Source organism: Streptococcus mitis subsp. hohhotensis (assembly GCF_020089495.2).
GTDB classification, from domain to species: domain Bacteria; phylum Bacillota; class Bacilli; order Lactobacillales; family Streptococcaceae; genus Streptococcus; species Streptococcus hohhotensis.
Genome location: NZ_JAIRCA020000015.1, coordinates 34,954 through 48,339, shown reverse-complemented (window position 1 = coordinate 48,339; position 13,386 = coordinate 34,954). Strand labels below are relative to the sequence as shown.

Genomic DNA, 13,386 nt, shown 5'->3' with positions numbered 1-13,386 from the left:
CGATTCCGGAATTTTGTTTTGAAATATTTACGTAAGCGTGGAATATCGTCTACTAGCCCTTCTTCGCTACTAATCAATTCATGTAGGCAAATCATTCCCTCTTGATCCCAGTCCGATAACTCCCACAAATGAAGGTAATATTCATTTCTACACTTATATACAATTCCCTGGACTTCTTCATACAATTCTTTAAGCATAATCTTCCCCTTTCTGTGTACAGTCTAACAAATTCAAAAACACTTTTAGCACATTTCATCCATTCTGCACCCTTTAGCTCCTCAACTGCACAAAAAAGAGAGGTCTTGCCTCTCTCAGGGTTATAATTCTGCGATTTGGTTTAGGTTTACTTCTGCAACTGTGTCATTACCAAACATAGAGATAATCATCTTCACTTTATTGTTATCAATCTCCGTAATCTTACCAGTGTAGTCTGCAAAAGCTCCATCAATAATACGTACAGTTTGACCAACTTCAACATCGATATCAAACTCTTGTACAGTTTGTCCCATAGAAACCAAGATATCACGAATTTCTTGTTCCAATAATGGTGTTGGTTTTGATCTATTTCCGTGAGATCCGACAAATCCTGTAACATTTGGTGTGTTTCGAACAACAAACCAAGCTTCATCTGTCATGACCATTTCTACAAGAACATAACCTGGAAAGCGATTTTCTTCTACTTCTTTTCTCTTTCCATTTTTTTCAACTTGCACTGTTTGTGTTGGAATTTCAACGCGTAGAATATTATCCAACATATTGTAGGTTTGTGCACGTTGTAATAGATTTTCTTTTACCTTATTTTCATAACCAGAATAAGTTTGTAAAACAAACCACCCTTTATCAAAACTATCCATGATATTTCCTTTCATAAATAGAAGATTTCTAGTGTAATTAACTCCACTAGCCTTCTAAAAAATGTTAATAAATCGAATCAAACCTGAAACAATCAACTGGTCAAAAATGTAAATAATTATTACAAAGAAAGCTGTGTATTCCATGATAGAACGAAAATCTCTCCAGCTTTCCTTGCGAGTTGGCCATGTTGTGTCTTTAAGAAGTCTAAAAATATCTCCAATAAAACGCATCGCTCTCTCCTATCTCGTTTCTCTGTGTGTAGTGTACTTGCCACAATGCTTACAAAATTTATTTACTTCTAGTCGTGTAGGCTTGGGGTTTCCACTAATCTTGATTGAATAGTTTCTCGAACCACAAACCGCACAAGCTAGGCTTGCTTTTTTTAGTGCCATAACACCTCCATCCTATCTATTATAACAAGAAAGCTAGGCTTTGACAAGCATCTTAGCGAAATAGATTGACTACCGAATCCCATATTGTTTGAGCCTTTTCCTTAATCTTAGCATCCGAGATAGCCCGACTAGCCTCATCTACTAGACTTTGCGCACGTCCTCTAATATCAGACAAATTATCATCTGTCTGGCTATTATCATTGGTTTGTACTTGTCTTTTTGTGTTAGCTGGTGCAATTCCATTTTGCTTATAAGCATTTTCAACTGTAAAGGTACTTCCTGGTGTATAAGGTAAAATGGTATTTGCAATATTTCTGAAGACATGGGCTGCACCGTTTGAAGTAGATCCTGCTAGATAGTGATTTTCATCAGTGGTCGGGAAACCAAGCCAGTGACTAATCACCACATCCGGAGTATAACCAATTACCCACTGGTCACTTGTGTACTCCGGATTGAAAACAGCTTCAGTTGTTCCAGTTTTTCCTGCCATGACATAGGCTGCAGGCGATGAACTAATACCGGTTCCGTTGGTAAATGTCCCCAACATCATACTAGTCATCTTGTCAGCTACAGACTTATCAATCACCCGTTTTTGTGAATTTTTATGGCTCGCAATGACCTGACCACTAGCATTTTCAATTCTACTAATAAAATGAGCTTCCGGCATTAAACCTTCATTTGCAAAGGCTGCATATGCTTGAGCCATTTGCAGAGGATTGGTTTCGACGCCACTTCCCAAGGCGACACCAAGAACACGGTCGACCTTATCCATGTTGAGTCCAAATTTTTCTCCTGCCTCAAAAGCCTTATCAACACCCAAATCATTAACAGTAGCAACAGCAGGTAGATTAAGCGATTCTGCCAAGGCTTGATACATGGGAACTTCTCGACTCTTTTTGATTCCTGCATAGTTATCCACCTTATAGCTGTCATACTGCATGGTATGGTTATCCAAGAGCTTATTCAAAGCCCAACCTGCCTCAACTGCTGGTGTATAAACAACTAAAGGCTTAATTGTAGAACCAGGGCTACGTTTTGATTGAGTTGCATAGTTGAAATTCCGGAATCCAGTTTTATCATTGTCAGCAACCTGACCGACAACTCCACGAACTCCCCCTGTTTTCGGTTCGAGAGCTACACTTCCTGATTGAGCAAACGTTCCATCCTCTGCCCTCGGAAATAGAGCTGTATTTTCATAGACAACCTGCATATTTGCTTGGTAGTTTTGGTCCAGCTCTGTGTAAATGCGGTAGCCATTATTTACGATTTCTTCCTCTGTTAGATTATACTTAGAAACGGCTTCATTAACCACCGCATCAAAGTAAGAAGGATAGCGATAATCTGAAATTTTCCCTTCATACTTATCGTGCAATTGCGAAGTCATATCAACTTCTGCAGCTTCGGTTTCTTGGTTTTTATCAATGTAACCCGCTGCAACCATATTTTGTAAGACAGTGTCGCGACGATTAGTCGAATCTTGTACGGAATTCAAAGGATTATACAGTTCCGGCCCTTTGAGCATCCCTGCCAGAGTCGCAGCTTGATCCAGACTCACTTCTGATGCAGAAACTCCAAAGTATTTCTTACTCGCATCTTCTACACCCCACACACCATTTCCAAAATAGGCATTGTTAAGGTACATGGTTAAGATCTGATCCTTACTATATTTTTTTGTTAATTCTAAGGCAAGGAAAAATTCTTTCGCTTTTCTCTCAACAGTTTGATCCTGTGATAAATAGGCGTTTTTAGCCAGCTGTTGGGTAATAGTAGAACCACCACCCGAACGTCCAGCAGTTACAATAGCCAAGAAGAAACGACCATAATTAATCCCGTCATTTTTATAAAAAGAGCGGTCTTCTGTCGCAATAACGGCATTCTGCAAATTTTTATTGATATCAGTCAATTCAACATAAGTTCCTTTTTGACCAGACAAGGCACCAGCCTCCTTTTCTTCACGGTCAAAAATGATAGTCCGAGTTTTCAAGGCGTTTTGCAAATCGTTAACATTGGTTGACTTAGCTACAGCAAACAAATAGGTTCCAACTAGCAAGCCTGCACTCAAACCTAGTATAAGGACAATCTTTGTTAGATGATAGCGACGCCAGAATTTTCGAATCGGACCTACTTGGGCTAATTTTTTTCTATCACTGCGAGAACGACGCAAGCTAGTAGACCCAGAATCCTCTGATTCACTTGTTTCTTTTTTAAAAAGAGAAAGAAATTTCTCAAATAATTTATCTAATTTCATGCGTTTATTTTATCATCTTCATCATAGGAAGACAAGAATTTAGCTATTTCCTATCCAAATAGGGCTTTTTTTGTTACAATATCTGTATGAAATTCACATTTACATTACCAGACTCTCTACCTCAAATGACGGTAAAGCAATTACTTGAGGAACAACTCCTCATCCCTAGAAAAATCCGTCATTTTTTGAGAATCAAGAAACATATTTTGATAAATCAAGAAGAAGTTCACTGGAACGAGATGGTAAATCCTGGAGATATTTGCCAGTTAACTTTTGACGAGGAAGATTATCCCAAAAAAGAAATCCCTTGGGGCAACCCAAACCTCGTTCAGGAAGTTTATCAAGACCAACACTTAATTATTGTGAACAAACCAGAGGGGATGAAAACGCATGGTAATCAGCCAAGCGAAATCGCCCTTCTTAACCATGTCAGTGCCTATGTTGGCCAAACCTGCTATGTCGTTCATCGTCTAGACATGGAAACCAGTGGTTTGGTTCTCTTTGCCAAAAATCCTTTTATCCTACCTATTCTCAATCGCTTATTGGAGAAAAAAGAGATTTCTAGAGAATATTGGGCACTCGTTGACGGAAATATCAGCAACAAAGAACTTGTTTTCAAAGACAAAATTGGGCGTGATCGCCATGATCGCAGAAAACGAGTAGTTGATACAAAAAATGGGCAATATGCTGAAACGCATGTAAGCAGATTAAAGCAATTCCCAAACAAAACTTCCTTGGTTCGTTGCAAACTAAAGACCGGGCGAACCCATCAGATTCGTGTGCACCTTTCGCATCATAATTTTCCTATTTTAGGCGACCCTCTCTATAATAGTAAATCAAAAACAAGTCGGCTTATGCTCCACGCCTTTCGACTATCCTTTACCCATCCGCTTACTCTAGAGAAATTAAGCTTCACTACCCTATCAGATACTTTTGAAAAAGAATTAAAAAAAAATGGATGATTGTGTCATCCATTTTTCCATATAAGAAAAGCAAGACCAAGAGGTCTTGCTTTTTATCGACTCATGAATTATTTAGCAATTTTTGCGAAGTATTCAAGAGTACGAACAAGTTGTGCAGTGTATGACATTTCGTTGTCGTACCATGATACAACTTTAACCAATTGTTTACCGTCAACGTCAAGAACTTTAGTTTGAGTTGCGTCAAACAATGAACCGTAAGACATACCTACGATATCTGAAGATACGATTGGATCTTCTGTGTAACCGTATGATTCGTTTGAAGCTGCTTTCATAGCTGCGTTCACTTCATCAACAGTAACGTTCTTTTCAAGAACTGCTACCAATTCAGTAACTGATCCAGTTGGAGTTGGAACGCGTTGTGCAGATCCGTCAAGTTTACCGTTCAATTCTGGGATTACAAGACCGATAGCTTTCGCAGCACCAGTTGAGTTAGGAACGATGTTTGCAGCACCAGCGCGAGCACGGCGAAGGTCACCACCACGGTGTGGTCCGTCAAGGATCATTTGGTCACCAGTGTAAGCGTGGATAGTAGTCATCAATCCTTCAACAACACCAAAGTTGTCTTGAAGAGCTTTAGCCATTGGAGCCAAGCAGTTTGTAGTACATGAAGCACCTGAGATAACTGTTTCAGTACCGTCAAGAACGTCGTGGTTAGTGTTGAATACAACTGTTTTAACGTCGTTTCCACCAGGAGCAGTGATAACAACTTTTTTAGCTCCACCTTTAAGGTGTTTTTCAGCTGCTTCTTTCTTAGCAAAGAAACCAGTAGCTTCAAGAACGATTTCTACACCGTCAGTAGCCCAGTCGATTTGTTCTGGATCACGTTCAGCAGAAACTTTAACGAATTTACCGTTAACTTCGAATCCACCTTCTTTAACTTCAACAGTACCGTCGAAACGACCTTGAGTTGTGTCGTATTTCAACAAGTGTGCAAGCATAACTGGATCTGTAAGGTCGTTGATGCGTGTAACTTCAACACCTTCTACATTTTGGATACGACGGAAAGCAAGACGACCGATACGTCCGAAACCGTTAATACCAACTTTAACTACCATTAGTGATTTCCTCCTTATGAAAATCATGAAATTTTTATTGTGAAAAGAGTAACTTGAATCACTACAAATCACCTTTCAACAAACCTATTATATAACTATTTGAGTTGAATTGCAAGTACGGGCGTTGTTTTTTGTCTATACCCCACTTATTTTTCTTTCTCCTTTGAAAGCCTATACTACTGTCTTTCTTTGTCTACCTAGTCATTTACCGGTTTCCTTTTAAAATGAAAAGTGAAAATAGAAAAGCTAAAAATTATTTTCAATCTTCCAATTTTACAAAAAAGAGACAGGAAATTCCTGCCTCTAGGCTGATAACAATTATTTACGGCGTCCTGGTCTTTCTTTGTAGCCATAGTAAGCATCTGCCATGATTTCTTCCATGTCAGCTACCATTGGCAAGCGTGGGTTAGCAGGTGAACATTGATCTTCATAAGCAAGTAAGGCAATTTCATGTAAGCTGTCTTTCCAAGCTTTTTCATCAATTCCTTGATCCTTGAAGTTCATCTTGATACCTACTGCAACACCAAGTTCGTAAACAGCTTTAGCGTATGCTTCAACTGCTTCTTCTGGAGTTGAGTGAGGCAAGCCAAGCATTTTCGCGATATCTTGGAATTTCTCATCAGCTTTCCAGTAGTTATATTTAGGCCATGTAGTTGTCTTAGATGGACGAGTTCCGTTGTAACGGATAACATATGGAAGCAAGATTGCGTTTGTACGTCCGTGAACAGTATGATGAACACCACCAATCTTGTGAGCCATTGAGTGGCTCATCCCAAGGAAGGCATTGGCGAAGGCCATACCAGCCATTGTAGACGCATTGTGCATTTTCTCACGAGCTTCTGGGTCAGCTGTCTTAACAGATTTTTCTAACCATTCAAAGACAAGTTTGATTGTTTGAAGCGCAATACCATCTGTATAGTCGTTAGCAAAGTTTGAAGTGTAAGCTTCAGTCGCGTGAGTCAAGACGTCCATACCAGTGTCAGCTGCGATGAAATCTGGAACTGTTTCAACCAAAGCTGGGTCAACAATCGCAATAGTTGGTGTCAATGAGTAGTCAGCCAATGGATATTTGCGGTTGTTTTTCTTGTCAGAGATAACGGCAAATGGTGTTACTTCTGAACCTGTACCTGAAGTTGTTGGGATACCGATGTACTTCGCTTTCTTACCAAGTGATGGGAAGCGGAAGGCACGTTTACGGATATCCATGAATTTTTGAACCAAGTCACGGAAGTCGATTTCTGGTTGTTCGTAGAAGAGCCACATAACTTTTGCCGCATCCATTGGTGAACCACCACCCAGAGCGATAATTGTATCTGGTTCAAATGCTTTCATCACTTCAGCACCACGTTCTACAGTTGTGATGTCTGGATCTGGTTCAACATCTGAGAAGACTTGGATAGTTACACGGTTGCTACGTGCGTTCAATTGATCGATAACACGTTGAACGAAACCGAGTTTTTCGATAGATTTGTCTGTAACAATCAGAACGCGTTCAATATCTTCACATGTTTGAAGGTATTGGATAGAATTGCGTTCGAAGTAAATTTTTGAAGGAACTTTAAACCATTGCATATTATTTCTACGTTTCCCTACTTTCTTGATGTTTAGGAGGTTAATAGCGCTCACGTTATCACCAACAGAGTTACGTCCGTATGAACCACATCCAAGTGTCAATGATGGGATGAAGGCATTGTAAACGTCACCGATACCACCGAAAGTAGATGGAGAGTTCCAGATAATACGCATAGCTTTGATTTCTGTACCAAAGCGTTTAGCAAGCTCTTCGTCTTTTGTGTGGATAGCTGCTGAGTGACCAAGTCCGTTAAACTCAACCATTTGACGAGCCTTTGTAAGACCGTCTTCTGTGTCTTCAGCTTTTAGGACAGCAATAACTGGTGACAATTTTTCACGAGTCAATGGTTCTTTTGGTCCTACTTCCTCACATTCTGCAGCCAAGATATTTGTTCCTTCTGGAACACTGAATCCTGCTTGTTCTGCAATCCATGCTGCTGGTTTACCAACAATGTTTGCATTTAGTTTAGCACCAGCACAGTTTTTGCTGTTTGCTTTCACACCAAAACAGAATTCTTCAAGAAGTGCTTTTTCTTTTTTGTTTACAAAGTAAGTGTGGTATGATTTGAATTCTTCTACAAAATCGTCGTACACTTCTTTATCAATGATAACTGCTTGCTCTGATGCACAGACCATCCCATTATCAAATGATTTAGACATAACGATGTCATGAGCAGCTTGACGAAGGTCAGCAGATTTTTCTACATAGGCAGGAACGTTTCCGGCACCTACCCCAAGAGCTGGTTTACCACATGAATATGCCGCTTTAACCATGGCATTACCACCAGTTGCAAGGATAGTAGCAACACCTTCGTGGTTCATAAGCGCTCCAGTTGCTTCCATAGATGGCTCTGTAATCCATTGAACACAGTTTTCAGGCGCTCCAGCTGCGATAGCGGCATCACGAACGATCTGTGCTGCGTGGGCTGATGATTCTTGAGCTGATGGGTGGAAAGCAAACACGATTGGATTACGTGTTTTCAAAGCAATCAATGATTTGAAAATAGCTGTTGAAGTTGGGTTGGTTGTTGGAGTGACACCACAAATTACACCAACAGGTTCAGCAATCTTCGTCAACCCTGTAATTGGATCATCTTCGATAACTCCAACTGTTTTAACTCCACGCATATTGTTCACTACGTGTTCACAGGCAAATAGATTTTTCGTTGCCTTATCTTCAAATACCCCACGACCAGTTTCTTCAACTGCATGTTGTGCCAGTATACCATGCGCGTCAAGTGCTGCAACCGAAGCTTTTGCTACAATATAGTCAACTTGTTCTTGGTTCAACTTGCGCATCTCATCAAGTGCAACCAAGGCTTTTTTTACGAGACCATCGACATGCTTTTCAGCAGCAAGTCTCTTTTCCTCTGGTGTCATAGTTTTTTTATCAGCCATATTTTCCTCCATAGCTTTCAAGGATTTAATCCTTTGTTAATTTTTTCACAAGTTTATTATAACGCATTATTTCAACTTTGTAAACAGTTTCATAAACATTTCACAAAGAATTTTTAGTTCCTTGTGAAATTTTTCTCATTTTCTTTTCTTATCAGGTTTTTTCTTCAAAGTTTGTGAAACTTATTTCAAATATTTTTTTATTTCACAAACTTACTTGGAAGAGGGATTTGGAAAGAAAGGGATTTGCAGGTAAGCGCTTACTTTGCGTTTCTAATAATACCTCCTTTGATAAGGAGGCTTTATTTTTGTTGAAAAACGCCTTGTTTAAAGGTCCCTTCATAAACAACTTCTTGTTCTGTTGTTAGTTTCCCTTTTCCTTCAGCCTGACCATTTACAAAATCACCTTCGTAGGTCCAGCCTTCTTTGGATTGAAAGGTACCTTTTCCGTTGAAAGCTCCATTGTTGAAACCACCTGTATATTGGTCTCCATTTTGGAAGGTGATGGTTCCTTGACCATTCATTTTACCTCGGACAAGACTGCCGTCATAAACAATCGTTCCATTATCCAGTTTTAAGACACCTTTTCCGGGAATATTTAGAAAAAAGACGAGTACAGCACAGAAAACAATGGTAACTACTGCCAAAATCTCTAAACGTGGACGAGTCAGATAGACACGATACTTGTCGTAAAAATTCTTAAGATTTTCCACCTTCACTCTCCTTTTCTAAACGTTCTAGCCAAACTTGACACCCCTCTTGAACACGCCGATAAGTTTCCTCAAAATCTCCTGTATACCAAGGATCTGGTACACTTTCAGATGCAAATGAGTAAATCTTATCTTGACAGTCTGCTGGACACATCTGACGTAAGTCAGAAACATTTGAAGCATCCATGCCGATAATATAATCAAAGGCTTCAAAATCTTCCTTACTAATCTGAAGCGATGTCTTATTCTTGTCATAAGGAATCTGATACTGTTGAAAAATCCCTTGAGTGCCCTTATGAATCGGATTGCCATGTTCCCAAGAAGAAGTCGCTCGACTTTGGATTTCGTAGTTATCTGTCATTGATTTCATAACAAACTCAGCCATAGGGCTACGGCAAATATTCCCCAGGCAGACAAAGACTAGTTTTTTCATCCCATTTCCTTTCTTTTATAGAAAAACGGGAGTTAGTGATCCCGTCTTATTTTTCAATTGCACCTTCGAGTGAAGCTGTTTCTTTCAGCGGTAATACTGTCTTGATAGCAGCTAGTTCAAAAGTCAAGTAAACTCCATCTACATCAAGAACAATTGTTTTCTTTTCTGTATCTACTTCATCGACTGTTCCATAAAGTCCACCGATTGTAATCACTTCATAGCCTTTTTGTAGTTTATTTAAGCTTTCCATACGTTTTTGTGCTTGTTTCTTTTGAGAGCGTTGCGTAAAGAACATCAAACCCACCATAGCCACAAGAATGATTAAAAATGTATATTGCGATTCCATTATATTCTCCTTTGTCTTTTACATAGGACTACTATATCAAATTTCAGCTACTTTTACAAGATTGTACCTTGCTTTTCTAGTAAGAAAAAACCAGAGCTTGCGCCCTGATTTTTAGAATTATTTCAAGTTTTGAACGACTTTTACAAGATTTTCGACAGTAAAGCCATATTCTGCCAATACTTTTGGTGCTGGGGCAGAGGCTCCGAAGGTATCAATACCAAGAACAGCACCATCTAGACCAACATATTTGTACCAGTTTTGAGTTGCACCCATTTCGACTGCAACACGACGGCGAACTGCATTTGGAAGAATTTCTTCCTTGTATGCTGCATCTTGTTTATCAAAGACATCTGTAGATGGCATGCTGACTACGCGGACTTTTGCGCCTTGACTAGCCAATTCTTTGGCAGCTGAGACAGCAAGATTAACCTCTGAACCTGTCGCAATCAAGATGGTATCAAAGTCGACTGCATTTTCATAGACAACATAGGCACCTTTCGCAACCTTGTCGAAGTCTGTTCCCTCTTCAACAGTCAAGTTTTGACGGGTCAAGACAAGGGCAGTTGGTGTTTTCTCACTTGTCACTGCAAGGTACCAAGCTGCTTGCGTTTCACGCGCATCTGCTGGACGGAAAACATTCAGATTTGGCATGGCACGAAGACCTGCTAAATGCTCAACTGGTTCGTGCGTTGGACCGTCTTCCCCAACCGCGATTGAATCGTGGGTAAAGACATAAGTCACAGGAAGACCTTGCAAGGCTGACAAGCGGACAGCTGCCTTCACATAGTCAGAGAAGACGAAGAAAGTTCCACCGTATACACGAAGTCCACCGTGAAGGGCCATCCCGTTCAAGATAGTTCCCATGGCAAATTCACGAACACCAAACTGGATGTTACGGTTCAAACGATTAGCATCGTCTTGAAGTCCGTCAGTCTTGATATAAGTCATGTTTGAGTGAGCTAGGTCAGCTGAACCACCCAAGAAAGTTGGTAACTTAGCTGCCACAACATTCAAGGCATCTTGGCTTGAATTACGAGTTGCTTGAGAGAAGCCATTTTCTAAGGCCGGGAAGTCTGCTGGAGTCACTTCAACTGGATCACGTCCATCAATAATGGCTTCTACTTCTGCAGCCAATTCTGGGTGAGCCTCTTTATAATCGGCAACTAATTTTGTCCAAGCTTCATAAGCTGATGCGCCACGGTCTGCAACATGTTCTTTGAAATCAGCATAAACTTGTTCTGGAATTTCAAATGGTTCATAGTCCCAACCGAGAGCTTGACGAGTAGCTGCAGTTTCATCTGCTCCAAGAGGAGCACCGTGTACTGCATTAGTTCCTTGTTTATTTGGAGAACCGTATCCAATAACAGTCTTCACTTCAATCAAAGATGGTTTGCCTGAAGCTTTAGCTGTTTCGATAGCAGCATGGATAGCTTCCAAATCTGTTCCATCTTCAACCAAGGCAGTATGCCAACCGTAGGCATTGTAACGGTCACGAACACTTTCTGTAAAGGAATCCTTTGTCTCACCATCCAAGTTGATGTCATTTGAATCATAAAGAACAACCAACTTATCTAGTTTTTGCAAACCTGCGTATGAAGCTGCCTCGCTTGAGACACCTTCCATCAAGTCTCCGTCTCCACAGATAACGTAAGTATAGTGGTCAAAGATATTGTAGCCTTCGCGGTTATATTTGGCTGCCAAGAAACGTTCTGCTTGGGCAAAACCAGTAGCAGTTGAAATCCCTTGACCTAAAGGACCTGTTGTAGCATCAATTCCTGCTGTATGACCAAATTCTGGGTGACCTGGTGTTTTTGAACCCCATTGACGGAAGCTCTTGATTTCATCCATGCTGACATCTTCAAAACCAGAAAGGTGAAGAAGGGCATAAAGAAGCATTGAACCATGACCTGCTGAAAGAATGAAGCGGTCGCGGTTAATCCAGTTTGGTTGAGCTGGATTGATACGAAGTTGTTTTGTAAAGAGGCTGTATGCCATCGGAGCCGCTCCCATAACCACACCTGGGTGACCTGAGTTGGCTTTGTTGATAGCGTCAATACCTAGGAAACGAATTGCATTAACAGATAGATTTGACATAGAATTTCCTTTCTATTTGAGGTGATTATTGAATCACACATTCTATTTTACTATTATATGAAAATTATCCGTATCATGCAACATACGGATAACCTCCAAAGAATATTTTTATATTATAGCAAAGCTTTAAATTGAATGTTAGAGTCTTGTTCAAAACAATCATCAAAACCACGTGGATGATGGTATTCTACTAAGTGTTGATCTTGAGGATAAGTGTACTTACCGCCAACTTCCCAGATAAATGGATGGAAATCGTATTGCAAGCGATCTTTTCTCATTTTCCAAAGTTCTAGAATCTCATTAGTAGAAGCCATGAAGTTAGACCAGATATCATAGTGAACTGGGATAATGACTTTGGTACGCAGATTTTCTGCCATACGAAGAAGGTCGATAGATGTCATTTTATCTTGGATACCTACCGGATTTTCACCATAGTTATTCAAAGCAACATCAATTTTAAAGTCTTTACCATGTTTTGCAAAATAGTTTGAGAAGTGAGAATCTGCACCATGATAGATGGTTCCACCTGGTGTTTCAAAGATATAGTTAACAGCCTTTTGAGCCATTTCTTCATCTGTAACAGCTAAGCCAGTAAGTTCACCGCCTGTCTCATCAGCACCGTTCACTGGGAGAGTTACCAAGCAAGTACGGTCAAATGATTCTACTGCATGAATCTTCATATCTTTTAATTCGATAGTGTCACCTGGTTTAACAACGATGATACGTTCTTTTGGAACACCCCATCCTTCCCAGATTCGTCCACAGTGGTAAGGACCGATAAACTTAACATGCTCTAACTTAGGATTGTTGAGAATTGCTGCAGCTGTGTATGGGTCAATATGATCACTATGGAAGTGTGAAACTAAGTAATAATCTAGTTCGTTGATAGAAAATGGATCGATAACCATCGGCTGAACACGCAAGTTTGGTTGCAACTTACGAACACCTGCCATATTTGCCATTTGGTGCCCACGAACCATATCTTTCACTTTTTTGGTTGATTTTCCACGGTTTGACCAAAGGTCCATGACAACGTTAGCACCACCTGGTGTCTTAATCCAAGTACCACAGTTGCCTAGCCACCACATGGCAAAATTGCCTTCAGGTACGACTTCTTCTTCGATTTCTTCGTTCAACCATGTTCCCCACTCTGGGAAAGTAGCTAAAATCCATGACTCTCTTGTAATTTCTTTGACATTTGGCATATGTTGCCTCCTTTGGATATAATTGTTATCTTTGAGATTAGTATACCATCCTTCAAAACACTAAAAAAGACCAAGAAAAACACAGGTTTGTGTTCATC

General features: G+C 40.1%; 12 protein-coding genes and 1 pseudogene. 1 reads left to right on the top strand and 12 read right to left on the bottom strand.

The window, feature by feature from the left end; all coding sequences use genetic code 11:
• From K4Z77_RS07225 to pbp2a, 5 genes and pseudogenes are all read right to left on the bottom strand, one after another.
• Nucleotides 1–197: pseudogene (locus K4Z77_RS07225) on the bottom strand (sigma-70 family RNA polymerase sigma factor); the annotation flags it as partial.
• Between the two features lie 120 nt (nucleotides 198–317).
• A complete protein-coding gene (nusG, locus tag K4Z77_RS07220) occupies nucleotides 318–854 on the bottom strand; it encodes a transcription termination/antitermination protein NusG (RefSeq protein ID WP_000376740.1) in 537 nt (178 codons plus the stop codon).
• 54 nt (nucleotides 855–908) lie between these two features.
• The gene (gene secE, locus K4Z77_RS07215) at nucleotides 909–1,085 is read right to left on the bottom strand and encodes a preprotein translocase subunit SecE (RefSeq protein ID WP_042900249.1); all 177 of its coding nucleotides are present in this window, start codon (nucleotides 1,083–1,085) and stop codon (nucleotides 909–911) included.
• A gap of 9 nt (nucleotides 1,086–1,094) precedes the next feature.
• Nucleotides 1,095–1,247, bottom strand: coding sequence for a 50S ribosomal protein L33 (gene rpmG, locus K4Z77_RS07210; RefSeq protein ID WP_001809375.1), 153 nt, complete (start codon nucleotides 1,245–1,247; stop codon nucleotides 1,095–1,097).
• A 52-nt stretch (nucleotides 1,248–1,299) separates the two neighbouring features.
• Nucleotides 1,300–3,495: a penicillin-binding protein PBP2A gene (gene pbp2a / locus K4Z77_RS07205; RefSeq protein WP_224218900.1), complete on the bottom strand. Its 2,196-nt coding sequence runs from the start codon at nucleotides 3,493–3,495 to the stop codon at nucleotides 1,300–1,302.
• 86 nt (nucleotides 3,496–3,581) lie between these two features.
• Here pbp2a and K4Z77_RS07200 point away from each other — a divergent pair, with 86 nt between their 5' ends.
• Nucleotides 3,582–4,457: an RluA family pseudouridine synthase gene (locus K4Z77_RS07200; protein ID WP_343236530.1), complete on the top strand. Its 876-nt coding sequence runs from the start codon at nucleotides 3,582–3,584 to the stop codon at nucleotides 4,455–4,457.
• Between the two features lie 68 nt (nucleotides 4,458–4,525).
• Here the strand turns inward: K4Z77_RS07200 and gap are convergent, their stop codons facing one another.
• The 7 genes from gap to ulaG form a co-directional block, all read right to left on the bottom strand.
• Nucleotides 4,526–5,533 (bottom strand): type I glyceraldehyde-3-phosphate dehydrogenase, encoded by a 1,008-nt coding sequence (gap, locus tag K4Z77_RS07195; protein ID WP_000260685.1) that lies wholly within the window; start codon nucleotides 5,531–5,533, stop codon nucleotides 4,526–4,528.
• Nucleotides 5,534–5,851: 318 nt separating this feature from the next.
• Nucleotides 5,852–8,503 carry a bifunctional acetaldehyde-CoA/alcohol dehydrogenase gene (adhE, locus tag K4Z77_RS07190; protein WP_224218899.1) on the bottom strand — a complete coding sequence of 884 codons (2,652 nt, stop codon included), beginning with the start codon at nucleotides 8,501–8,503 and terminating at the stop codon, nucleotides 5,852–5,854.
• 299 nt (nucleotides 8,504–8,802) lie between these two features.
• Nucleotides 8,803–9,213, bottom strand: a complete 411-nt coding sequence (locus K4Z77_RS07185; protein ID WP_042749891.1) for an MORN repeat-containing protein — start codon at nucleotides 9,211–9,213, stop codon at nucleotides 8,803–8,805.
• Nucleotides 9,200–9,643, bottom strand: a complete 444-nt coding sequence (locus K4Z77_RS07180; protein ID WP_224218898.1) for a low molecular weight protein-tyrosine-phosphatase — start codon at nucleotides 9,641–9,643, stop codon at nucleotides 9,200–9,202. The genes K4Z77_RS07185 and K4Z77_RS07180 overlap by 14 nt, the downstream gene beginning before the upstream one ends.
• Nucleotides 9,644–9,689: 46 nt before the next feature.
• The gene (gene yajC / locus K4Z77_RS07175) at nucleotides 9,690–9,989 is read right to left on the bottom strand and encodes a preprotein translocase subunit YajC (RefSeq protein ID WP_000445810.1); all 300 of its coding nucleotides are present in this window, start codon (nucleotides 9,987–9,989) and stop codon (nucleotides 9,690–9,692) included.
• A 117-nt stretch (nucleotides 9,990–10,106) separates the two neighbouring features.
• Nucleotides 10,107–12,083 (bottom strand): transketolase, encoded by a 1,977-nt coding sequence (tkt, locus tag K4Z77_RS07170; RefSeq protein WP_224218897.1) that lies wholly within the window; start codon nucleotides 12,081–12,083, stop codon nucleotides 10,107–10,109.
• A gap of 113 nt (nucleotides 12,084–12,196) precedes the next feature.
• Nucleotides 12,197–13,288: an L-ascorbate 6-phosphate lactonase gene (gene ulaG / locus K4Z77_RS07165; RefSeq protein WP_219967499.1), complete on the bottom strand. Its 1,092-nt coding sequence runs from the start codon at nucleotides 13,286–13,288 to the stop codon at nucleotides 12,197–12,199.
• Between the last annotated feature and the right edge of the window lie 98 nt (nucleotides 13,289–13,386).

Bases quoted from the DNA above. Each gene is read 5' to 3' on its own strand.
- nusG (WP_000376740.1), bottom strand. From the start codon at position 854: ATGGATAGTTTTGATAAAGGGTGGTTTGTTTTACAAACTTATTCTGGT.
- secE (WP_042900249.1), bottom strand. From the start codon at position 1,085: ATGCGTTTTATTGGAGATATTTTTAGACTTCTTAAAGACACAACATGG.
- rpmG (WP_001809375.1), bottom strand. From the start codon at position 1,247: ATGGCACTAAAAAAAGCAAGCCTAGCTTGTGCGGTTTGTGGTTCGAGA.
- pbp2a (WP_224218900.1), bottom strand. From the start codon at position 3,495: ATGAAATTAGATAAATTATTTGAGAAATTTCTTTCTCTTTTTAAAAAA.
- K4Z77_RS07200 (WP_343236530.1), top strand. From the start codon at position 3,582: ATGAAATTCACATTTACATTACCAGACTCTCTACCTCAAATGACGGTA.
- gap (WP_000260685.1), bottom strand. From the start codon at position 5,533: ATGGTAGTTAAAGTTGGTATTAACGGTTTCGGACGTATCGGTCGTCTT.
- adhE (WP_224218899.1), bottom strand. From the start codon at position 8,503: ATGGCTGATAAAAAAACTATGACACCAGAGGAAAAGAGACTTGCTGCT.
- K4Z77_RS07180 (WP_224218898.1), bottom strand. From the start codon at position 9,643: ATGAAAAAACTAGTCTTTGTCTGCCTGGGGAATATTTGCCGTAGCCCT.
- yajC (WP_000445810.1), bottom strand. From the start codon at position 9,989: ATGGAATCGCAATATACATTTTTAATCATTCTTGTGGCTATGGTGGGT.
- tkt (WP_224218897.1), bottom strand. From the start codon at position 12,083: ATGTCAAATCTATCTGTTAATGCAATTCGTTTCCTAGGTATTGACGCT.
- ulaG (WP_219967499.1), bottom strand. From the start codon at position 13,288: ATGCCAAATGTCAAAGAAATTACAAGAGAGTCATGGATTTTAGCTACT.